Below are 23,100 nucleotides of genomic sequence, written 5' to 3'. Positions count from 1 at the left end.
GCTGTGCGGAAGGTTACAAACGCGGCTCGGTACGCATCTGGCGTCCCGGCTGCGGAAAATAGTCATCATCCTCGTCGGCCATCCGCTCGCTCAGGGTGCGCGGATCCTCGTCCTGAGTAGCGGCCGCTGCGGCCCGGCCACGTTTGAGACGTTGCTCGATCGGCCAGCGCACCGCCACCAGCAGCAGATAGAGCACGAAGGCAATCAGCCCGTACAGTGCGAGGTCGGCGACGGCACGCCAAGCGTTGTTGCCCACCTTGAGCAACAGGTCCATCGCGGTAATGGCCACTGCAGGGGCGAAGAGTTCCTTTGCCGGGTCGACGATGGTCGGCGTCAGCAACAGCACCGCCGCCACCAGCCGCAGCGGCTCACGCAGCCAACGCCACATCCAGCGTGTGGCACGAAACCAGACCAGCAGGCAGCCCAGCGCCGCCACACCGTAGACGGCCCAGGCAAGTGAGTAATCGGTGTCTAGCATCAACATAGGAATCTCTCGGTAAGCCAGCGCAACGGCTCGGCAGGCGCGGCCGTGCATGATAACAGCCCGCCATCGTGCCAGCAGGTGTCGGCGGCAACGGGACACTGGCGAAGCCGCCGGCAACGCCGTATAAACCCGCATAACGCAGGGTTTATCAAAAACCACCCCGTCGGCGCGACAAGCTTGTCCAGGCCGACCCGCTCAGGAGGAGTCATCATGCCCTACCAGCACATTCTGGTCGCCGTCGATCTGACCGACGAATGCCACCCGGTAGTCGCACGCGCCCAGGCACTAGCCACGACCACCGGTGCCAAGCTGACGCTGGTGCATATCATTGAGCCGATGGCGATGGCCTTCGGCGGCGATGTGCCGATGGACCTGTCGATGCTGCAACAGCAGCAGTTCGATCAGGCCCGCGAGCGGATGGCCGGCTTCGCCGATGTCTATCCGAGCCTGACCCCGGAGCAGCGCCACCTCGCTTATGGCCAGCCACGTCAGGAGGTGCATCGCCTGGCTCAGGAGCAAGGCTGCGACCTGATCGTGGTCGGCAGTCATGGTCGTCACGGTCTGGCCCTGCTGCTGGGCTCGACAGCCAACGACATTCTCCATGGTGCGCCCTGCGACGTGCTCGCGGTGCGGTTGAAGAAGCCCGAATAAGCGGCAAACTGCTTGGACGCGTTACGCGCGGGCTGGCCGAGTCAACGCGTGTAACGCAGCCTGCTTGTATCCTGCAGGCTGCGTTCGCGCTTAGAGCGCCTCTATTCCGTCACCGGCACTCATCACCAGCGGGCGGATTTTCTGCAACTGGGTTTCCAGCGAATAGGTCAGGCTCGACGCCATGGAAAAGAAGGTCAGGAACGCCTTGAGGTTGCAGTCACCTTCGCAGGTGTCGTGGATACGCTGCCAGAAAGCCTGATTGACCAGCTGCAACTGCTGGAACGACCGCACCAGCCCACGGAGTTCCCAGTCCGCATGACGCCCCTCGCGCAGGTTGAAATACTGGCGCGCCAGGTACAGCGACACCGCACGCAGCACGAACTCGCGATTGCTGGCGAACGGCAGATGCTGCTGGGCCATCGGCTTGAGCCGACCGAGCACCGGGCAGGCACTGGTGGCCATGATCACACCGAGCAGTGCCCGCAGCCCCTCCTCCAGCCCGACCAGCTTGGTGTATTCCCGCTCCGGCGTGCGCACCCAGACCAGTGCCTTCTGGATCGCCGGGAGTCCCTGGAAGTCCTCGATGACCCGATGCAGATCCACGGCAGCCGGACAATGGCTGAAGTCGTTCTGACTCAGCGGGCAGTTGCTGCAACGCTGGTGTTCAAGGCGTGTCCACTTTGGAGCCTGAGCAGCGACTTCCTTGTCATAACCACGATCCAGTTCGATCCGGTAACTGAAATCGTGTTCATCATCCAGGGTGATGCGGTATTCAATAGCCATCTATGCTCCATCGTCGTGACTGCAAACCGAAGCGAACTTAACCAGCCAACGCCCCGGTGGTATTGACCCACCTCATGGGGCTTCGCATCGAAGCGCTACGGACATCTTCAAGCACCAACCAACGCGCTCGCGAGCCCCTACCGGTGGAGAACGCTGGCCGGACGACCAGCGCCACACGCCATCACTCCTCCAGTTCGGCCCAACGCTCCAGCAGCTCGTCGAGCTCTTTCTGCAGCGCCTCGAGACGCTCGAGGGCTGCGCCGGTCACCGTAGCCGCCTGCTGATAGAAGGCCGGATCGGACACCTCCTTCTGCAAGGCCTCGATCGCTTGCTCCGCCGCATCGATCTTGCCCGGCAACGCTTCAAGCTCACGTTGCAGCTTGTAGCTGAGCTTCTTCTTGACCGGCGCCGGCTCGGCGACAGGCTGCGCGGTAGGCGCGGGACTCGGCGCGCTCTTGCCCTTGTCCTTCTGCTCGGCGCTCTCGCCCGCGCCCAGCAGCCGCGGCGAGCCTCCCTGACGCAACCAGTCCTGATAGCCGCCGACGTACTCACGCACTTCACCGTTACCCTGGAACACCAGGGTGCTAGTGACGACGTTGTCGAGAAACGCGCGGTCGTGGCTGACCATCAGTACCGTACCGGGGAAGCCCAGCAACACCTCTTCCAGCAACTCCAGAGTTTCCACATCGAGGTCGTTGGTCGGCTCGTCCAGCACCAGCAGATTGGCTGGCTTACTGAACAGCTTGGCGAGCAAAAGCCGTGCCCGCTCGCCGCCGGACAGCGCCTTGACTGGCGTGCGGGCACGCTGGGGGCTGAACAGGAAGTCGCCCAGATAGCTCAGGACGTGGCGATTCTGGCCGTCGATGGTGATGAATTCACGACCCTCGGCGAGGTTGTCGATCACCGTCTTCTCCAGCTCCAGCTGGTGACGCAATTGGTCGAAATACGCCACTTCCAGCTTGGTACCGATCTCGATGCTGCCACTGGTCGGCTGCAGTTCGCCCAGCAGCAGCTTGAGCAGGGTGGTCTTGCCGGTGCCGTTGGCACCCAGCAGACCGATACGGTCGCCGCGCTGGACGACCATGGAAAAATCACGGATCAGCGGTTCACCGCCCGGGTGAGCAAAGCCGACGTGCTCGGCGACGATCACCTGCTTGCCGGACTTGTCTGCACTTTCCAGCTGGAAAGTCGCCTTGCCTTGCCGCTCGCGGCGTTCGCTGCGCTCAACACGCAAGGCCTTGAGCTCGCGCACGCGGCCCTCGTTACGAGTCCGGCGGGCCTTGATGCCCTGACGAATCCAGACTTCTTCCTGGGCCAGCTTCTTGTCGAACAGCGCATTGGCGGTTTCCTCGGCAGCGAGCTGCTGCTCCTTGTGCACGAGGAAGCTGGCGTAATCACCATTCCAGTCGATCAGCCTGCCGCGATCCAGTTCGAGGATGCGCGTCGCCAGGTTCTGCAGAAACGCCCGGTCGTGGGTGATGAACAACACCGCGCCATTGAAACCGGTCAACGCCTCTTCCAGCCAGGCGATGGCACCGATATCCAGATGGTTGGTCGGCTCGTCGAGCAGTAACAGGTCCGGTTCGGACACCAGCGCCTGCGCCAGCAGCACACGCCGGCGCCAGCCACCGGAAAGCTCGGCCAGGGTGCGATCGGCCGGCAACTGCAGGCGGCTTAGCGTGCTCTCGACCAGCTGCTGCAGGCGCCAGCCATCCTTGGCTTCCAGCGCCTGTTGCACATGCATCAGCTTGTCGAGATCGTCCTGATCCTGAATGTTCATGCTGAGGTGGTGGTACTCGGCCAGTAGTTCGCCGACGCCTTCCAGCCCCTCGGCAACGACATCGAACACCGTACGCTCATCGGCGCGCGGCAACTCCTGCGGCAGTTCGCCGATCTTCAGTCCCGGCGCCCGCCAGATTTCGCCGTCGTCGGCAATGCGATCGCCCTTCACCAGGCGCAGCATGCTGGACTTGCCCGTGCCGTTGCGGCCGATGATGCAGACCCGCTCACCCCGCGCGATCTGCCAGGACACGCCATCCAGCAGCGGCGTCGTGCCGTAGGCCAGGGATACATCGGTGAACTTGAGCAGGGTCATGACTACCTCCGAAAAACAGGGCGCGCATTCTAGCAGATACCGGGCCTCGAGCCGGGTTTACCGCCGCCCGCTCAGCCCGAACGCAGAGGCTTTGGCACGGCATTCGTCGGAAGTGGAAATTTGTTCGGGGCGTCCGTCCAAAGCGCATTTAACTGACCGACTCGGCAGGCTAAGCTAGCGGCCGTGATCCATGCCTCATCTCTTCCCGGAAGTCTCATGCGCGGTCGACTCTCCAGCTTGCTGTTCTGCCTGTTGTTTTCTGCTTTAGCCGTTGACGTCTCTGCCGCCACTCTCACTCAGCAGCGCCAGTACTACGATGAAGCCAAGCGCGCCCTGGCCAAGGGCGACAGCGCGCCCTATCGTCGCTATGCCAGTGCCCTGCGCGACTATCCGCTGGAGCCCTATCTCGCCTATGAGGAGCTGACCGCTCGCCTGAAGAGCGCGAGCAATCAGGAGATCGAGAAGTTCCTTGCCGAACACGGCGATCTGCCGCAGATCAGCTGGATGAAACTGCGCTGGCTACGCTGGCTGGCGGCCCGCGGTGACTGGCAGACTTTCCTCAACTACTACGATCCGAAGCTGAATTTCACCGAACTGGACTGTCTGTTCGGCCAGTATCAGCTCGGTCGAGGCCTGCCCGAAGGCGATGCCACCGCCGAACGCCTCTGGCTGGTTGGAAAATCCCAGCCGGAAGCCTGCGATGTCCTGTTCGAGCAATGGGCGGCGAAGGGCAAGCTCACCGAGGAGCGCCGCTGGAAACGCATCAAGCTCGCGGTAGAGGCTGGCAACTACGGACTCGCCAGCTATCTGAGCAAGAGCCTGTCGAGCCTGCGGGGCTATGGCGAACTGATCGTCGAGGTGGCGCAGAAACCCGGGATGCTGAGCCAGACCGAGCGTTTCGGCAGCAGTCACCCGGCGATGGCCGATGTGGTCTCAATCGGGTTGCGTCGCCTCGCCCGGCAGGATCCGGAAAAGGCGCTGAAGCTGCTCGACGGCTACGCGCGCCGCCACGCCTTCTCGGCCGAAGAGAAGGTCGCGATTGCCCGGCAGATCGGTCTGACCCTCGCCAAGCGCTTCGACAGCCGCGCGCTGCAGGTGATGGCCGACTACGACCCCGAACTGCGCGACAACACCGTCAGCGAATGGCGTGCCCGCCTGCTGCTGCGCCTGGGGCGCTGGAACGACGCCTATGCGCTGACCCAGCGCTTCCCGGACGAGCTGGCCAAGAGCAACCGCTGGCGCTACTGGCAGGCACGCAGCCTGGAACTGGCAAAACCGAAGAGCAAGCAGGCCATATCACTGTATCAGCCGGTCGCCGCCGAACGCGATTTCTACGGTTTCCTCTCCGCCGACCGCATCCAGGCACCGTACAAGCTCAATCACCAGCCCCTGGCGCTACCGCCAAAGCTGGTACAGAAGGTGCGCAACACCGCGGGCATCCGTCGTGCGCTGGAGTTTCATGCCCGCGGACAGATCGTCGACGGCCGCCGCGAGTGGTATCACGTCAGCCGCCTGTTCAGCCGCGATGAGCTGGTGGCACAGGCCCGGCTGGCTTATGAGATGGGCTGGTACTTCCCGGCGATCCGCAGCATCAGCCAGGCGCAGTACTGGGATGACCTTGACATCCGCTTCCCGATGGCGCACCGCAGCACGCTGGTCAATGCGGCGAAGGCACGGGAAATCCATCCGAGCTGGGTCTTCGCCATCACCCGCCAGGAGAGTGCCTTCATGGCCGACGCCCGCTCGCATGTCGGCGCCACTGGCCTCATGCAGCTGATGCCGGCCACCGCGAAGGAAACGGCGCGGCGCTTCGGTATTCCGCTGTCCTCACCCCAGCAGGTGCTCAATCCGAACGTCAACATCCAGCTGGGTGCGGCCTATCTCAGCCAGATCTACGGGCAGTTCAACGGCAATCGCATACTCGCCTCCGCCGCCTACAACGCCGGCCCTGGGCGCGTTCGGCAATGGCTGCGCAACGCCGAGCACCTGTCGTTCGACGTCTGGGTTGAGAACATTCCGTTCGACGAGACGCGCCAGTACGTGCAGAACGTACTCACCTACTCGGTGATCTACGGACAGAAGCTCAACGCCCCGCAACCGCTGGTGGAGTGGCACGAGCGCTATTTCGAGAACCAGTAGGACTGGCTAGACGAGCGGCCGCTTAGCCGCTCCGCCCTGCTCACTCGAGAATTTCTACCGGCATGCCCACCGCCAGCGTTCCGGTCGCCTCGGCGATCAGATTCTGGCCAAAGAACACCCCACCCTCGCCCTTGCGATAGTTCAGCAGCGTGGTCAGCGGTTCGCGGTCCGCGCCGCGCTCGGCCGTCTGCGGATCGATGGTCGGAATGACACAGCGCGAACAAGGCTTCACCACCCGGAACGTCAGCTCACCGATACGAATACGCTTCCAGCTGTCTTCGGCATAGGGCGCGGCGCCAGCGATCACCAGATTCGGGCGAAAACGCAGCATTTCCAGCGACCTGCCAATCCGCGCGCAGAGATCATCCAGTGAGGCCTGACCGATCAGCAGAAACGGAAAACCGTCGCTGAAGGCGGTGCGCTCACCCGTCGCGGCATAGTCCTGATCGATCTGGATACCGCATTGCGCAGGCAGATAGACCAGCCGGCAGGCCCGCTCGAGAAACCGGCTGAGCCATACCGCGGCGGCATCGCCGGCATCCGGTACGCGCGTGCTGTTGCGCCAGATCAGCACGCCGCGCAACTCGCCGGCGGTCGGCACTGTCACAGTCAGGGTCGGCATTCCAGGCGCTTCGAGCTGCAAAGCCGAATCACCCAGCCAATGCGCGCGCAGCAGGGCCATGCGCGGCAGCACGCGCTGGGTCAGGAAGCGCCCGCTCTCGGCGTCCACTACCATCCAGCGGCGATCACCGACGAGTCCGAGCGCATCGCTGTGCGCCTGCTGCAGCGCTTCGCCGGCAGCCGACTTGAGGGGAAAACGGTAGAGCGAGGACAGATGCACGCTGCGCCTCCGGCGAGCCGAAAAGCGCAGCAGCATAGCAGAGCGCGTCAGCCCTGTTCGTCGCGCTGCAGACGCTCGCGGATGACGTCGACCAGTTTCTCCGGCTGGAACTTGGAGAGGAAATTGTCACAGCCGACCTTCTCCACCATCGCCTGGTTGAAGCTGCCCGACAGCGAGGTATGCAGTACCACGTAAAGATCGCGCAGACGCGGGTCATGGCGGATTTCGGTGGTCAAGCGATAACCGTCCATCTCCGGCATCTCGGCATCGGTGAAGACCATCAGCAACTTGTCGGTGAGCACTTCACCGGCATCGGCCCAGGCCTTGAGCTGGTTCAGCCCCTTGAGGCCATCGCTGGCGGTGTGAATCTTCAGGCCAAGCTGGGTGAGCGTGTCGCGCAGTTGCGCCAGAGCGACGCTGGAGTCGTCGACGCACAGCACTTCGCGGCCGCGCGCGCGCTCGAGAATCGGGTCAGCCAGGCGGTCGGCGGAGATGCTGGTGTTGTAGGGAACGATCTCCGCCAGCACCTTCTCGACGTCGATGACCTCCACCAGCTCGTTCTCGACCTTGGTGATCGCGGTGAGGTAATGCTGGCGACCGGCGGTGCTCGGCGGGGGCAGCACCTCTTCCCAGTTGAGGTTGAGGATGCGATCCACGCCACCCACCAGGAATGCCTGAATGGTGCGGTTGTATTCGGTGACGATGATGGTGCTGCGCTCATCCGGCACCAGCGGGCGCAAGCCGATGGCGCGCGACAGATCGATCACCGGCAGGGTCTGCCCGCGAAGATTCACCACCCCGCACACCGAGTTGTGCCGGTGCGGCATCAGGGTCATCTTCGGCAACTGGACGACTTCCTGCACCTTGAACACGTTGATGGCGAACTTCTGCCGGCCCGAAAGCCGGAACATGAGAATTTCCAGGCGATTCTGCCCCACCAACCGGGTGCGTTGATCGACTGAATCGAGAATGCCGGCCATTGCGGGCTCCTTGGAAGAGGTCTGGATATTGAGATATCGGCCACATTCCATTGCGCTTGATATCGCCGTGCAGCTTTTTCTCGCCGCAGCCGAGCGCGGGCGCGTCAGTTGCGCTGTAGCAACGGCGATTCGGGCGGCAAATGCATACGCAACGCCCGCGGCCGGACGCTGAAGTGCAGATGCGCCTGCGCTACCGGCTCGCCATCCAGATTGATATCGATCGGTTCCGGTGCCTCGACCTCCAGCCAGGCCACTCGCGCATTGACCGCAACGGCCTCGACGCCAAGCAGCCCACCGCTGAGCAACGTACCCAGCGTACCCACCGCATCCTCCGGCGCCGGCACGATACAGACATCCAGCAAACCGTCGTCGACCTGCGCCTGCGGGCAGAGCAGCTGCCCGCCGCCAGCCTGGCGACCGTTACCGATGCCCAGCGCGAGGAAATCGCCCTCCCACTCGAAATCCGGACCGCTGAAGCGGCCGTATGCCGAGTGGATCTCGGCGAAGCGCGTCAGCCCGGTCAACAGGTAGGCGCCACCACCGAGCACGCGCTTGAGATCCTCGGAAGTATTGGCCGTCACCTTCGAGCCGAAGCCCCCCGTAGCCATGTTGATGAAGACGCGCCCATTCATTTCGCCCACATCTATCGCTACCGCCGGTTCGTCGAGCAGCGCCAACGCTTCGAACGGTTGCAGGGGAATTCCGGCGGCACGGGCAAAATCGTTGGCGGTACCCAACGGCATCAGCGTCAGGCTGGCCTCGGCGCGCTGCTGCAGCATTGCCTCGGCCACCTCGCGCAACGTGCCGTCGCCACCTCCTGCGATCAGCCGCGTGTGGCCGGCAGCGAGGGCTTCATGGACCAGGCGCTCGGCATCGCCCGGCTCCCAGGTGACGCGCACCGACAGGTCCCAGCCGAGTTCCCGTTGCTGCTCGACGGCCGAGCGCACCTCATCGTTGAGGGACTGTTTGCCGTGCAGGATCAGCACGGCCCTGGGCTGGCTCATCAACGCTTCCTTCTTTGCGGTTCTGGCAGATCAGACCCGCATCTGTGATGGAAGTTGTCGCCTCCAGACACCTCTCAGGATTAATCCAAAACTTCGATAGGAAGTGCCATTGGTCGGTCGTCGAGGCAGGTCCAGCGTTTGCCATGCTGGCCGTCAGATTCACGACACACCTTAAAAATCAGTCAGTTACATGACAGAGCGGAATTTCTACAGATTTCCGTCACCACCGCTGCCACCAATGAACTCATTTCTCGGGGGACGGTCGGAGCCATTGTCCTAAATGAGGTTGCGATAGCCGCCTGCCATCAGGTTGCGCGTACCGCGGCGATTCGATTCGAGCAAATGAACAGCAGTTGTAGCTGAGGAAGGAGCCTTGTAATGCGTTTACAGTCCGTGGGAACCCTTGAGTACGCTCATCCCAGTTTCGTCGATTATTTCCTCGCCAGCGTTCGCCTGATTCATGGTCTGACGGCCATCTTGCCGGGCTTCCTGCTGCTGATGTTCCTGCAGGATCTGCCTGCCGCGGGCGGCACCTTCAGTGCGTTCCTGATGTTCTTCGGCGTTCTGAGCATCATCATCTTCCAGTCGGTCGGCATCTACAGTGAGGAAGTGTTCAGCACACTGCTGCGCTTTCGCATCATGCTATTGGCCTGGGCTGCCGCGTTCAGCCTGTTGATCTTCATGCATCAGGGCATGGGACTGTTCAGCTATCTCGATGCCAAGCACCTGGCGTTCTGGTTCATCACCAGCGCCGTGCTGTTCGGCGCCGAACGCCTGGCCATGCTGGCGTTGTTCCGTCGCCTGATGGCGCGCGGCATGTATCTGCAGAACGCGGTCATTCTCGGCGGCACCGAGAACGGTCAGCGTGTCGCGGAATACCTGCAACACAATCGCGACATCCGCACCGGCGTGCTCGGCTTCATCGATGATCGGCTGGAGCGGCTGCCGAACGAACTGGCCAATCTGCCGTTGCTTGGCAACACCCGCGATCTGGAACGCATGATCCGCGAGGAAAAGGTCACCCAGGTGCTGGTTGCCCTGCCCTGGTTCGCCGACAGCCGCATCGGCCAGGTGATCAATGAGCTACGCAAGCTGCCGGTGAACGTGCTGCTGGTACCCGACATGGTTGCCTTCCGGCATGCCAACAAACGCATCACCGAAGTGGCCGGGCTGCCCACGCTGATCGCCTCGGACCTGCCGCTGCGTGGCTGGTCGCCGATGTTCAAGCGCCTGGAAGACATCGTCCTGTCCAGCCTGGCGCTGCTCGCGGCGGCGCCGGTGATGCTACTGATCGCGCTGGCGATCAAGCTCGATTCGCCGGGTCCGGTGCTCTTCAAGCAGAAGCGCTACGGCTACAACAACCGGCTGATCGAGGTCTTCAAGTTCCGCTCGATGTACCACGAGAAGAGCGATGCCAACGCCGATCGCCAGACCACGCGCAACGACGACCGCATCACCCGTGTGGGCCGCTTCATCCGCAAGACCAGTCTCGACGAGCTGCCACAGCTGCTCAACGTGTTCCTCGGCAGCATGTCGATGGTCGGCCCGCGCCCACACGCCACTGCCACCAAGGCCGCAGGCGTGCTGTTCGAGGATGCCGTGGCCGAGTATTCGGCACGTCACCGAGTGAAACCCGGCATCACCGGCTGGGCCCAGATCAACGGCTACCGCGGCGAAACCGACACGCTGGAAAAGATCGAGAAACGCGTCGAATTCGACCTCGACTACATCGAGCGATGGTCGGTCTGGTTCGACCTTTACATCCTCTTTCGCACCGTGCCCGCGCTGCTTTTCAACAAAGACGTCTACTGATTCCGAACACGCCACTGGATAGCGGCACGGGCGGAAACGCCCGAGCCCAGCGGCGAGCGCGGCAGGAAGGAACTAATGAACCACGCCACCATCTCACCTTTGCGCTTCACCCAGGCAGGCTGCAATGCGACCGGCATGCGGCTCGCGAGGCTGAACCGCCATGTTTAAAAACATCTTGGTTGTCTGTGTCGGAAACATCTGCAGAAGCCCCACGGCGCAGGCGTTGCTGGCAGACAGACTTAGCGGACAGGGCCTGACGATCAGCTCGGCAGGCATCGGTGCATTAGTAGGTAATCCGATGGATAAGACCGCCCACGAAGTATTGCAGGAGCACGGGCTGGACCTTTCAGCTCACCGCGCCCGGCAGGTCGACAGCCACATGCTGCATGAGGCCGACCTGATCCTTGCAATGGAGCATAGCCATATCCAGCACATCCGCCAGATCGCGCCGGAAGTGCATGGCAAGACGTTCCTTATCGGCAAATGGCAGGACGAGCTGGAAATTCCAGATCCGTACCGCCAGGCCAAACCCGCACACGAGCACGTACACACTCTTTTGACGCAATCCGTTGAAAGCTGGCTTCCTTACCTGAGATAGAAGAAGGAACTTCGATGACAACCATGCCCCGCCCAATCTATGAAACCAAAGAGGACAAGGACATCGACCTGGCCCACCTCTTTGACACGTTCCTGAACAACCGCGCGCTCATCATGAGCATCACCGGCTTCTTCGCAGCCCTGGGCATTGCCTATGCGCTGCTGTCGACGCCGGTCTATCTCGCCAGCGCCATGATCCAGATCGAACCAAAGAACGGCTTGCCCAGCCTGACCGACGTGGTCAACACCAACCCACCGGTGTCGCCCGCGCAGACCGAGATCGCGCTGCTGAAATCGCGCTCGGTGGTCGGTGGCGCGGTGCAGAGTCTGAACCTGGACATCATCATCGAGCCGCATCATTTCCCGATCATCGGCGGCTTCATGGCGCGTCGCTTCGAACCGAAAGAGGAAGGCGAACTGGGCTGGTATCCGGCCGGTTTCGATTCCTACGCCTGGGGTGGCGAAGAGCTGAAGATCACCCAGCTGGACGTACCGGACAAGCTGCACGGTGAGGAACTGGTACTGGAAGCAGCCGAGAACAACGGCTTCATCCTGCGTGACCCGGATGACGAAGTCGTGGTTCAGGGCGTCGTTGGCGAGCCGGTGGAAACCGAAGAGTTCCGCGTCAACGTCGAGAAGCTGATCGCCCGTCCCGGCACCACCTTCACGGTAATCAAGAACCGCACGTACAACACCACCGAGAGCTATCAGCAGCGTCTCTCCGCCGGGGAGCACGGCAAGCAGTCGGGCATCGTCAACGTGACGCTGGAAGACACCGATCCGCAGGAAGCCGTGCGCGTTCTCGAAGAAGTGGCGCAGCGCTACGTAGAGCAGAACGTCGCCCGCAACGCCGCCGAAGCCACCCAGAGCCTGGAGTTCCTCAACGAGCAGGTGCCGGCTGTGCGCAAGCAGCTGGAAGCTGCGCAGACCGCACTGAACAAGTACCAGACCGGCTCCAAGACCGTCGACATCACCGCCGAAACCCAGTCGGTACTGGACCGCATCGTCGATCTGGAAGCGCAGATCTCCGAGCAGAACCTCAAGCGTACCGAGATGGAGCGCCGCTTCACGCGCCAGCACCCGAACTTCCAGGCGCTGATCAACCAGATCAACCAGCTGCAGACGCAGAAGGCCGAGCTGGAGAAGCAGATTGGCACCCTGCCGTCGACCCAGCAGGAACTGCTGCGCCTGAACCGTGACGTCGAGGTTTCCTCGGAAACCTACTCGATGTTGCTGAACAAGACCCAGGAGCTGGACATCATCCGCGCCGGCACCGTAGGTAACGTGCGCATCATCGACCACGCCGCAGCGGACCTGGAAAATCCGGTCAAGCCGAACAAGCCGCTGGTGGTCATCGTCGCCACCCTGCTGGGTGGACTGCTCGCCGTCGCCTTCGTCTACGTTCGCGAAGCGCTCAAGCGTGGCGTGGAGAACCCGGAGGACATCGAGCGCTCGGGCACGCCGGTCTATGCTGCGATTCCGTTCAGCGAGAAGCAGGCCGGCCTGGAAAAACGCCTGGCCAACTTCAAGCGTGACAAGAGCACGGCCTCGTATCTGCTGACCGTCAACGATCCCGCCGATCTCGCTACCGAGGCCATGCGCAGCCTGCGTACCAGCCTGCACTTCGCGATGATCGAGGCGAAGAACAACGTGCTGATGATCACCGGTCCGAGCCCGGCAGTCGGCAAGTCGTTCGTCACCACCAACCTCGCGGCAGTCATCGCCCAGTCAGGCAAGCGAGTCCTGCTGATCGACGCCGACATGCGCAAGGGCTATCTGCACAAGGTCATGCGTGCCGACGGCGGCAAGGGCCTGTCGGACATCCTCTCCGGCCGCATCACCCTGTTCGATGCCATTCAGAAGACTCAGCTGAACAACCTGCACGTGATCACCCACGGGCAGTTGCCGCCGAACCCATCGGAACTGCTGATGCACGAGAACTTCTCGCGCTTCGTCAACGAAGTCAGCGGCATGTACGACCTGGTCATCTTCGATACTCCACCGATCCTCGCCGTCACTGACGCGGCGCTGGTCGGCAGCCAGGCCGGGACCACACTGATGGTCACCCGCTACGCGATGAACGGCATCAAGGAGATCGAAGCCGCCAAGCGTCGCCTCGAACAGAACGGCCTGCTGGTTAAGGGCGTGATCTTCAACGCGGTGGTGCGCAAGGCGTCCACTTACGGCGAGTACGGCTACTACCAGTACGAGTACGTGAGCAGCAACAAGTAAGCGACCAGGCACTGCAGCCCCGATGGCTGCAGTGCCCTGGCCTTCGCACCGACGCCTTTTCTTTTTTCATTCGTCTCTGAGCATCACGCTCAGCGGACTTTCTTTTGCCGATCGACAGGTGCAACGCAATGAACGATCACCCCCATCAGCGCCCCGCCCGGGTGGCACGACTAGCCGCAGTGCTGGCAGCCGCGCTGCTCGCCCCTGCCCTGCAGGCGCAGGATGCAGCCGATGCGGGCAGCGGGCTGGATCTGATCGGCGTCAATCTGTCCGGCGCAGGCTTCGCTCCGCATGTGCTGCCGGGCAAGAACGGCACGAACTACTTCTATCCGGAGAAAAAGCACTTCAAGTACTACGCCGACAAGGGCATTCGCCTGATCCGCTTTCCATTCATCTGGGAGCGTGTCCAGCACCGTCAAGGTGAAGGACTGAACTTCGATCAGGTGCGCCTGCTGAAGAAAACCCTCGACCTGGCCATGCAGCACGGCCAGAAAGTGATCCTCGACATGCACAACTATGGGCGCTACCACGGCGAGCTGATCGGTTCGGCGAGCGTGCCCTATGCGGCGTATGCCGATGTCTGGCGCAAGCTCGCCGAGCGGTTCAAGGATCACCCCGCCCTGTATGGCTACGACATCATGAACGAGCCGCACGGCACTGTCGGCCTGTGGCCGGGTGCTGCCCAAGCGGCCGTCGATGCGATCCGCAGGGTGGATGATCAGACGCTGATCTTTGTCGAAGGCGAGCGTTGGTCGAGCGCCTATCACTGGCCGCTGGTGAACGCCAACTTCCTGATCAAGGACCCGGCGGACCGGCTCATCTACGAAGCACATCTGTATTTCGATGCCGATTTCTCCGGCAAATACATGGCGCAGACCAGCCGCAACATCGACCCGATGGTGGGCGTCGAACGCGCCCGGCCGTTCATCGAGTGGCTCAAGCAGCATGGTCAGAAAGGCTTCATCGGCGAGTACGGCATTCCCGACGACATTCCCGAGGCGCAGGTCGCGATGGACAACCTGCTCGCCTACCTGAACGACAACTGCGTCCCCAGCGCGTACTGGGCCGGCGGCCCCGGCTGGGGCACCTACAAGCTGGCGGTGGAGCCGCGCAACGGCAAGGACCGTCCGCAGATGGACATCATGCGCAAGCACCTCGCCAACGAATGCACGGCCATCGGCCCGACGCCTGCACGCCAGCCCTGACGACCAATTCTGGAGTTATTACCAACATGAAATTCGGACTGCTATGGCACTCGTTCTCTTCCGGCAACCTCGGCGTTGGCGCGCTGAGCATCTCCAACATGCTGCTGATCGACGAGGCTGCGCGCAAATGCGGTATCACCCCTGAATTTCTGATCATCGGCTCGTCCGGTCCCTGCGACTACCCGCCATCGACCGAACGCTTCAAGTACGAATTCATCGAGTTCAATGAAAAGAACCTGCTGAAGAACCCACACGGGCTATACCGGGCAATCGCCTCGTGCGACGCCATCTTCGATATCGGCGAGGGCGACAGCTTCTCCGACATCTATGGAGCCAAGCGGCTGATCAAGCTGCTGGTGAGCAAAGGCATGGCACTGGGCGCGCGCGTCCCGCTGATCCTGTCGCCGCAGACCATCGGTCCGTTCAAGTCGGACTGGGGTACGCGCGCCTCGGCCTGGGTGATGAAGAAAAGCACCATGGTGTTCGCCCGCGATCACCAGTCGTTCGACGTACTCAAGCAGCTGGGCATCCCGAACCGGGACGAGGTGATCGACGTCGCCTTCCACCTGCCCTTCGAGCGTCAGCTGCAGGAACGCGCCCCGAACAAGCTGGCGGTCGGCATCAGCGTGTCCGCTCTGCTGCACCACGGCGGCTATGAGGGCAGCGCCAACCAGTTCGGTCTGCGTGCCGATTACAAGCAGCTCACCGACGAGCTGATCCGCGCGCTGCTGGCCCGCGGCCACGAGGTGCATCTGGTGCCACACGTGATCCCCATCGGCTTCCCCGCCGAGGACGATTACACCGTGTCCCAACAGCTGCAACAGCGCTACCCGGAGCTGAAACTGGCGCCGCGCTTCAAGGGACCGATCGAGGCGAAGTCCTATATCAGTGGGCTGGACTTCTTCGTCGGCGCGCGGATGCATGCCACCATCGGCGCCTTCTCCGCTGGCGTGCCGGTGGTTCCGCTGGCCTATAGCCGCAAGTTCTCCGGGCTCTACCAGTCGCTGGACTATCACCGCGTGGTCGATCTGAAGACCGAGACCGCCGCCAGCGCGCTGGAAGCCGTGCTTGAGCATCTGGACAACCGTGAACAGCTGAAGGCGGAAGTCGCCGCCAGCGGCGCGATCATCCGCCGCAAGCTCGACGCGTACAGCCTGGGGCTGGAACAAGTTCTGGTTTCGCTGAACCAGGGCCAGCCGGCGTACCAGAGATAACCATGCGCGACCACGCCCTCATGGGGGTAACCACCGCGGCGCGCACCGCCGTGCAGCTGGGCACCTTGCTGATCCTCGCGCGCACCCTCGGGCCGCGCGATTTCGGCTTCATCTCGATCGTCATCACCTGGTCAACCATCGTTGCGCTGGTGACCGACTACGGCTTCGGCATGCGTGCGCTGCGCGACATCGGTGCCGAGCGCGAGCGTGCCGGTGAGATCATGTCGGCCAGCCTGGCGGCGAAGACGCTGCTGGTGCTGCCGGCCTGCGTGATCCTGCTGCCGGTGATCCTCTTCATCCTCGATCTCCGCGGCGCCGAACGCGTCGCCTCGGTGCTGTTTCTGCTTGGCACGCTCGCCTCGTCCTACGGCGATCTTGGCCTGACGGTATTTCGCAGCATCGGCCAGTTCCAGCGTGAAACCCGCATCGTGGTGGTCACTGCACTGATCCATTTCGTGCTGATCGGACTGGCCATCTTCCTGCGTAACGACGTGGTGGCCATCGGCCTGGCATTCCTCGTGTCTCGCCTGATCTATGCCGCAGGCGCACTGCGCGCACTGGCGAAGATCGTCCACCTGGCCGGCATCCTGCGTAATTCCTGGCAAGTCCTGGCCGAGCGTTTCAAGAGCTCGACCAGCTTCGCGGTAGACAGCGGCGCGACCAACATCTTTGCGCAGCTGGATGTCATTCTGGTCAACCACCTGGCGGGGCGCGAAGCGGCAGGCATCTACTTCGCCGGCTCGCGCCTGCTGCAGGGCGCGGTGCCGTTCAGCGTGCTGCTGGCCAGCGTGCATATCCCGCGCTTCGCCTACCAGTTGCACAACCAGAGCCGCGAACTGTTCCGCTATGGCGTACGCATTCTCGGCGAATACGTGGCGATGGGACTCATTTTCGCCCTGGCGTTCTACTTCATCGGCCCGCTGTTCACCGATCACTTTCTCGGCGCGGACTACGCCGAACTCAACACGCTGTGGCTGGCCTTCGCCTGCTTCACTGCCGCCCGCTTCGTCGCTGCCGGTCTCGGCGTGCAGTTGATGGCGATGGGCACCGGCTTTCTGCGCACCTTCGGAATCATCTTCTCCGGAGTCGTCACGGTCGCCTGTTACTGGATTTTCATCCCGAGTCACGGGATACAAGCAGCACCTTGGGTGTCCACTCTGGGCATGGCGGTGCTGACCCTCATTTACGGTTATGCGGTGCTGAACATCTACCGCAGGCAGCGCAGCGCATGACCGGCATCGTCCAACACCGGGTCCGCGCCAGGCGCGGCCCGCAGCTCAAGGGAAGGCTGGTATGAAAGCACTTTTGAATCGCGTCCTGAAGAACGACCTGTGCAGCGGCTGCGGCATGTGCAGCTCGGTAGCATCGGACGATGCCGTACAGATCCGGCTGAACGCCGACGGCTACCACCGCCCGGTGCTGAACAAGGCCTATCAGGGCAAGACGATCGCCAGCGAGCAGGCCAGCAGCGCCTTCGCCAAATCCTGCCCGGCGCTCAATCTCGATATCCGCCCCTACAAGTCGGCTAACTATCATCCGATCTGGGGCGAGATTCTCGACACGCTCAAAGGCCACGCAGTGGACAACGAAGTGCGTCAGGCCGGCTCGTCCGGTGGCGTCATCTCGGCGCTGGCGCAGTACTGCCTGGACCGCCAGCTCGTCGACGGGGTGATCCAGATTCAGGCCTCGCAAACCGATCCGCTAGAAAACACCGCTACCATCAGCCGCTCGCGCCAGAACATCATCGCGTCGTCGGGCTCGCGTTACGCCCCGGCATCGCCGGCCCAGGCCTTGAAATGGGTAGCGATGTCCACCGAGAAGTACCTGTTCATCGGCAAACCCTGTGACGTTGCCGCGGTTCGCCAGATGCAGGCGCACGATCCGCGCCTGCAGCAGAACATCCCCTATGTGGTGTCCTTCATGTGCGCCGGCACGCCGAGCCTGCACGGCACCGAACAGGTGTTGGATCAGCTCGGCGTACAACGCGACGACGTCTCCACCTTCCGCTATCGCGGCGACGGCTGGCCGGGACTGACCAAGGCGACGCTGAAGAACGGCGACGCCCGCACCATGACCTACAACGACTCCTGGGGAAAGGTCCTCAATCGGCATCTGCAAACCCGCTGCAAGATCTGCCCGGACGGCATCGGCGAGTTCGCGGACATCGTCTGCGCCGATGGCTGGGAAGGCGACGAGAAAGGCTATCCGTCCTTCGAGGAACGCGAAGGCAACTCGCTGATTCTGCTGCGCACTGAAAAAGGTCGGTCACTCTTTCGCAACGCGGAGGCCGATGGCGTTGTCAAAGCGGAGGCTTTCGATACGGCCAGCATTTTCACCATCCAGCCGTTCCAGTACTACCGGCGCACCACGATCCTGCCGCGGCTGTGGGCAATGAAACTGCTGATGCTCAAGACGCCCAGTTACAAGGGCTTCGAGCTCGGCAAAGGGATGAAGGAAATCGGCCTCTACCAGAGTTTCAAAGCGTTCACCGGGCTGCTCGTGCGTCGCAAGAAGATCAAGCGGCGAGCACTGGAAACGGCATGAGGCAGTACCGCGGACAGGGAACCCAAACCTAAGGATTCAGGTTGATGACAACATTCACTTCGCGCTTCTTCTTTTTTCCCCTGCTGTTTCTGGTGATCGTGCTGCATTTCTCCGTGTTCGGAGATAGCCCGCACAATCCCTACGGCATCAAGGGTGTGAACGAGCTGTTTCTGGCGGTCTGCATGATCTTCGCCTTCCTGCTGATATTGGCCTCGGCAGAGGAGTCTTCGCGCGAGTTTCGCGTCCTCATGTACTACTGCCTGTACAGCATGGTGGTGTTCTGGGTCTTGCCCGCGATCTTCGCCTACTTCACCTACGGGCAGCCCGTCGTCTACGGCCTCATCGAGGAACGTCGCGTACTGTTCTGCCTGGGCTTCGCCCCTGTGCTGTTCCTCTCCAAACGCGTCAGCACACTGCAGTTCGAACGGGCCTTCATCTATGCAGCGCTGTTCGCCGCCTTTCTTTCCTGGTGCTTCAAGTTCGGTGTAATTCCCGACATGCGGCCAGAAGTGCGCTCGGACGATCGCCCGGATCGTTCGTCTATCGGCCCTTTCCTGATTTGCTTCGGCTATTTCTACTGCATTCAGATCTGGTCCAAAGCGGCATCGCCCATCAGCGGTGCCGCGCGCAACAAGACGTTTTACTTGGTACTCGCGGCGCTACTGCTGCTGACACTGGTGTTCGCGACGCAGACGCGACAGCTGATCGTGCTGTGCCTGGCTTTCACGCTGTTCTGCCTGCGGGCGAAGGCGATCATCTGGGCGGCCTCGCTCGCCATCCTGCTTTCGCCGTTCTACTTCTATCCGAGCCTGCTCGAAGTGCTGGGGCTCAACGTCGAGTTCTATGACAGTTCGCTGGAAAGCGTCGAGGACGGGGCGCGATCCGTCACCATCAATTCGATCATGAACCATTTGGACATCGTCAACTGGTTGCCCAGTGGCTCGCTGTCACTGATGTGGCAGGACGGATTCATTCCCTATTTCGGGGAACACTTCTTCCTTTCTGACGTCGGAATCATCGGCACGCTGTTCCGTTTCGGCTTTCTGACGTTCCTGCTGGTTCCGCTGACGCTGTTCGTCTATCGCCGAATCGCCAAGAACATCAATCCGGACATGACATTCATCTACCCCGTCATGCTCGCGTACTTCGTCATCTGGCCGCTCAACGGCCTGATGGAATACGGACAGCCGGTCATTGCCATGCTGTTTGTCATCCACGCCTTGAAAGCTCGCCACCTCCGCAGTCAGGAACGAATCCATGAACGTCGCACTTATTCTCAACTACAAAGCTGCTACTGAAACCATCAGTTGCGTGGAGAGTCTGCTCGCGCACTGTCCTGCGGTCGACCATGTGGTAGTCATCGACAACGACTCACAGGACGGCTCCTTCGCAGCCTTCAACCAGTGGCGCGATGAGCGCGGCATGCAGAATGTCACCGTGCTCGCAAACCCGGAGAACAATGGCTACGCGGGTGGCAACAACTACGGCCTGCGCTGGGCGCTGGAAAATCTGCAGCCGGAATATTTCTGGATCGTCAACAACGACACCTATGTCGACTCCGATGCCTTCGCCCCGCTTCTGGCGGCACTGAAGCAGAACGACAGGCAGTTCGTCGGCTCAGTGATCCTCAGCGCCGATACCGGCCGGCTGGAATGCTACGGCGGCGGCAAGCTCTACCCGTTGCTGGGCAAGGCGAAGCTGTTGGGCAAAGACCAGCCGCTGGAAGCCATGCAACAAACGCAGGAGAAGCCCGACTACCTGATGGGCTGCAGCCTGGCATTTTCCGCGGCCCTGCTCGAGCGGATCGGGATGATGGACGAGGCGTACTTCATGTACTCCGAAGAGGTGGACTGGCAGTACCACGCCAAGAAGTTTGGCGTTTCCATTCAGGTGGTGCCGCAGAGCCGCCTCTTTCACTACGGATCACTCAGCTCAGGCGGCCGTTCTGCGTTCTACCACTACTACCGAAACCGCGCGGCAACCCGCTTCAACAAGCGCTTCTACGGTCCGTCGTTCGCGCTGGCCTCAGCATGTTTTCTTTCGGCGATCACAGTGATGAAGGAATTCAACCATCCCGGCCTCGCGTGGTCGGGTATCAAAGGCGCTTTCAAGGGAGTAACGATGAGTGTCGAGTGATACGAACCATGCATTCGGTGTGACGTTCTATACCGGCAGCAAGGCGGCGCTGCTCGCCTGTATCCGTGAGGGCGTCAAGCAGCCCTACTCGTTCGTGGTGACGCCAAACGTGGATCATCTTGCCCAGCTGCAGCGCAATGCTGCCCTGCGTGCAGCCTACTCGAAGGCGCGCCTGCGGCTGTGCGATAGCCGAATCCTGATGCCGCTGCTCCATCGGCTGGGGGTGGCCGTAGAGGAAGTCATCCCCGGCAGCGACCTAACCGTCGACCTGCTCCAATGGGCTGATCGCGAACAGTTGCGCGTCGTACTGATCGGTGCATCGAAAGAGGAATGCGCCAAGCTGCAGACGCTGTATCCGGGCATCACGATCTACCACCACAACCCGCCAATGGGCTTCATCGACAAGCCGGACGAGGTCCGACGCTGCCTCGAGTTCGTCCGAGAGCACCCTTCGGAACTGGTCTTTTATGCAGTCGGTGCACCCCGCCAGGAGATTCTTGCCAGCTCCATCGAGAGCCATGAGCGGACCGGCATGGGCTTCTGCATTGGTGCCTCGATCTCTTTCGCCACAGGCAGCATCAAACGCGCTCCGCGCTGGATGCAGAACTGCAAACTCGAATGGCTGCATCGCATGCTTTCCGAGCCGCGTCGGCTGGTTAAACGTTACGTGCACGACGCGCTCTATATCGTCCCAGCCTATCGCCGGGAAAAAAATAGCCGTACGCACAAAGCCGCGCCCATAAATCAGGATTTGTAGCTAAAAGATCGAAAATTCGGAGCTAAAGACCGGAAATTGGTTTGAACCCCGTAAAAGCGAGACGGTCTATCCGTACTGGAAGCGAACGGCAAGCTGGCAATCCGACATGTCGTTCGAGGACGCGGGCAGGACATATCGTCCCAGCACCGCAGGAATCGCGCTCGTGCCTTGCAGGACAGGAAGTAGGTGGCTCGGCGATCAACAGAAAAGACGCCTTTTCCGCTCCGCGCGGAGTGGGAACAGGACGTCAGATAAGGAGAGAAAACTTTGGCTGTCTTCTTTGATAGGCAGAACGAACTCGATGCCTTACCCAGAAAAGTGAAACACGCCGTCTCACTCTTTGAAAAAAAACCACTCCGTCAAGGATGAACACACCCATGAAACCATTCATCGCACTTGCCTTCACCTCCGCCCTGACCCTCCAGGGCTGTGTATTCGCGCCGGGCCAATACCTCGACCCAGATGAGTTCAAGGAAGGCGCCGAGGCCGAGCACGGTACCGTGCAACTGGTACGCATCACTCCTGAGATGCTCAAGGGCGACCTGGCGTCCGATATGGGTACGTCGAGCAAACAGGAACTGTTGAACTTCAAGCCATCCGCTTACCGCATTGGCCCGAACGACCTGCTCTACATTACCGTATGGGACCATCCCGAGCTGACCGCACCATCCGGACCGCAGCAGCAACTTGACGCCAACGGACGTCTGGTACGCCCGGACGGCACTTTGTTCTACCCCTATATCGGCAATGTGGAAGCAGCAGGCAAGACCATCGAAGAGCTGCGCTCGACGATCGCTCGCCGTCTGACCAACTACATCGACAGCCCACAGGTCGACGTTTCCATTCTGCGTTTTGGTAGCCAGCGTGTAGTCATTTCCGGCGCATTCGATACGGCAGGAGAAGTTCCGGTAACCACCGCTCCGATGACTATTGTCCAGGCCATCGGCCAGGCCGGTGTCGACACTGAAACAGCCGACCTTACCGGGCTGACGCTGAAGCGTGACGGCCGCGAGTACATGCTCGATGTCGACTCGCTCAACCGTCCGGACTCCTGGCTGCATCAGGTTTACCTGAAAGATGGCGACCAGCTGCACCTGCCCTACAACGATCAACGCAAGATCTATGTGCTGGGAGAGGTCAATCAGCCTCAAGCGCTGTCCTTTAAGGCCACCAGCATGAATCTGATGGATGCCATCGGCACCGCCGGAGGGATCGCCCAGGAGACCGCTGATGGTGAAGCTCTGTATGTAATCCGGGGCGCAGAGGACATGGCCAAAGAGCCAGCCAAGGTGTTTCAGCTGAACGCGAAGTCCCCGACAGCTTTCGCCCTAGCCAAGCACTTCCCGCTTCAGCCGCAAGACGTGGTATTTGTCGGGCCGGCCAACATCACCCGTTGGAACCGCTTCATCAGCCAGCTGCTCCCATCGGCTAGCGTGATTGGAACCGGTGCCGCAGCGGAATACAACCTGTCCAAATAAACTAAAACGAACGCAGAAGGCCACAGACGAACTAGGTTCGGCTGTGGCCTTTTTGTATCTGGGAGTTGAATTGGACTACCCCCGCTCCGGTAGACATTTTCCGACCTCATAATGAGGCACGTTCAAATGCCTCAGGACTGACACCGCC

General features: G+C 61.5%; 19 protein-coding genes. 13 read left to right on the top strand and 6 right to left on the bottom strand.

Features of this window, described 5'->3' with window-relative positions; genetic code table 11:
- Positions 1–13: 13 nt before the first annotated feature.
- The gene (locus tag N8H22_RS19220) at positions 14–484 is read right to left on the bottom strand and encodes an MFS transporter (RefSeq protein WP_264592092.1); all 471 of its coding nucleotides are present in this window, start codon (positions 482–484) and stop codon (positions 14–16) included.
- A 210-nt stretch (positions 485–694) separates the two neighbouring features.
- Between N8H22_RS19220 and N8H22_RS19215 the strand changes: the two genes are divergently transcribed.
- Positions 695–1,135 carry a universal stress protein gene (locus N8H22_RS19215; protein ID WP_264592091.1) on the top strand — a complete coding sequence of 147 codons (441 nt, stop codon included), beginning with the start codon at positions 695–697 and terminating at the stop codon, positions 1,133–1,135.
- Between the two features lie 90 nt (positions 1,136–1,225).
- Here the strand turns inward: N8H22_RS19215 and N8H22_RS19210 are convergent, their stop codons facing one another.
- Together N8H22_RS19210 and N8H22_RS19205 are read right to left on the bottom strand one after the other, a co-directional pair.
- Positions 1,226–1,918 (bottom strand): hypothetical protein, encoded by a 693-nt coding sequence (locus tag N8H22_RS19210; RefSeq protein ID WP_264592090.1) that lies wholly within the window; start codon positions 1,916–1,918, stop codon positions 1,226–1,228.
- Between the two features lie 181 nt (positions 1,919–2,099).
- On the bottom strand, positions 2,100–4,013 hold the full coding sequence (locus N8H22_RS19205) for an ATP-binding cassette domain-containing protein (RefSeq protein ID WP_264592089.1): 1,914 nt from the start codon (positions 4,011–4,013) through the stop codon (positions 2,100–2,102).
- A gap of 216 nt (positions 4,014–4,229) precedes the next feature.
- On the opposite strand from N8H22_RS19205, the gene N8H22_RS19200 reads away from it, so the two are divergent.
- Positions 4,230–6,152 (top strand): transglycosylase SLT domain-containing protein, encoded by a 1,923-nt coding sequence (locus tag N8H22_RS19200; protein WP_264592088.1) that lies wholly within the window; start codon positions 4,230–4,232, stop codon positions 6,150–6,152.
- A gap of 40 nt (positions 6,153–6,192) precedes the next feature.
- On the opposite strand, the gene N8H22_RS19195 is transcribed toward N8H22_RS19200, so the two are convergent.
- The 3 genes from N8H22_RS19195 to yegS all read right to left on the bottom strand — a co-directional run bounded on the left by N8H22_RS19195 (position 6,193) and on the right by yegS (position 8,977).
- Positions 6,193–6,993 (bottom strand): MOSC domain-containing protein, encoded by an 801-nt coding sequence (locus N8H22_RS19195; protein WP_264592087.1) that lies wholly within the window; start codon positions 6,991–6,993, stop codon positions 6,193–6,195.
- A 47-nt stretch (positions 6,994–7,040) separates the two neighbouring features.
- Positions 7,041–7,973, bottom strand: coding sequence for a chemotaxis protein CheV (locus tag N8H22_RS19190; protein WP_264592086.1), 933 nt, complete (start codon positions 7,971–7,973; stop codon positions 7,041–7,043).
- Positions 7,974–8,077: 104 nt separating this feature from the next.
- Positions 8,078–8,977 carry a lipid kinase YegS gene (gene yegS / locus N8H22_RS19185; RefSeq protein WP_264592085.1) on the bottom strand — a complete coding sequence of 300 codons (900 nt, stop codon included), beginning with the start codon at positions 8,975–8,977 and terminating at the stop codon, positions 8,078–8,080.
- A gap of 378 nt (positions 8,978–9,355) precedes the next feature.
- On the opposite strand from yegS, the gene N8H22_RS19180 reads away from it, so the two are divergent.
- The 11 genes from N8H22_RS19180 to N8H22_RS19130 all read left to right on the top strand — a co-directional run bounded on the left by N8H22_RS19180 (position 9,356) and on the right by N8H22_RS19130 (position 22,952).
- A complete protein-coding gene (locus N8H22_RS19180; RefSeq protein ID WP_264592084.1) occupies positions 9,356–10,789 on the top strand; it encodes an undecaprenyl-phosphate glucose phosphotransferase in 1,434 nt (477 codons plus the stop codon).
- A gap of 160 nt (positions 10,790–10,949) precedes the next feature.
- A complete protein-coding gene (locus N8H22_RS19175; RefSeq protein ID WP_264592083.1) occupies positions 10,950–11,387 on the top strand; it encodes a low molecular weight protein-tyrosine-phosphatase in 438 nt (145 codons plus the stop codon).
- 14 nt (positions 11,388–11,401) lie between these two features.
- A complete protein-coding gene (locus N8H22_RS19170; protein WP_264592082.1) occupies positions 11,402–13,618 on the top strand; it encodes a polysaccharide biosynthesis tyrosine autokinase in 2,217 nt (738 codons plus the stop codon).
- Positions 13,619–13,746: 128 nt separating this feature from the next.
- Positions 13,747–14,823 (top strand): glycoside hydrolase family 5 protein, encoded by a 1,077-nt coding sequence (locus N8H22_RS19165; RefSeq protein WP_264592081.1) that lies wholly within the window; start codon positions 13,747–13,749, stop codon positions 14,821–14,823.
- A gap of 26 nt (positions 14,824–14,849) precedes the next feature.
- A complete protein-coding gene (locus N8H22_RS19160; protein WP_264592080.1) occupies positions 14,850–16,037 on the top strand; it encodes a polysaccharide pyruvyl transferase family protein in 1,188 nt (395 codons plus the stop codon).
- Positions 16,038–16,039: 2 nt separating this feature from the next.
- The gene (locus N8H22_RS19155) at positions 16,040–17,269 is read left to right on the top strand and encodes an oligosaccharide flippase family protein (RefSeq protein WP_264592079.1); all 1,230 of its coding nucleotides are present in this window, start codon (positions 16,040–16,042) and stop codon (positions 17,267–17,269) included.
- A gap of 61 nt (positions 17,270–17,330) precedes the next feature.
- Complete coding sequence (locus tag N8H22_RS19150; protein ID WP_264592078.1) at positions 17,331–18,581, top strand: Coenzyme F420 hydrogenase/dehydrogenase, beta subunit C-terminal domain; 1,251 nt, start codon at positions 17,331–17,333, stop codon at positions 18,579–18,581.
- Between the two features lie 44 nt (positions 18,582–18,625).
- Positions 18,626–19,879, top strand: coding sequence for a hypothetical protein (locus N8H22_RS19145; RefSeq protein WP_264592077.1), 1,254 nt, complete (start codon positions 18,626–18,628; stop codon positions 19,877–19,879).
- Positions 19,839–20,717 (top strand): glycosyltransferase family 2 protein, encoded by an 879-nt coding sequence (locus N8H22_RS19140; protein WP_264592076.1) that lies wholly within the window; start codon positions 19,839–19,841, stop codon positions 20,715–20,717. The genes N8H22_RS19145 and N8H22_RS19140 overlap by 41 nt, the downstream gene beginning before the upstream one ends.
- Complete coding sequence (locus N8H22_RS19135; RefSeq protein ID WP_264592075.1) at positions 20,707–21,474, top strand: WecB/TagA/CpsF family glycosyltransferase; 768 nt, start codon at positions 20,707–20,709, stop codon at positions 21,472–21,474. Before N8H22_RS19140 ends, N8H22_RS19135 begins: the two co-directional genes overlap by 11 nt.
- Positions 21,475–21,851: 377 nt before the next feature.
- A complete protein-coding gene (locus N8H22_RS19130) occupies positions 21,852–22,952 on the top strand; it encodes a polysaccharide biosynthesis/export family protein (protein WP_264592074.1) in 1,101 nt (366 codons plus the stop codon).
- Positions 22,953–23,100: the final 148 nt, after the last annotated feature.

Source organism: Stutzerimonas sp. S1 (genome assembly GCF_025966695.1).
In the GTDB taxonomy this organism is placed as follows: Bacteria; Pseudomonadota; Gammaproteobacteria; order Pseudomonadales; family Pseudomonadaceae; genus Stutzerimonas.
Note: the sequence above shows the minus strand (reverse complement) of the source record. Positions and strands in the feature narration are given on the sequence as shown.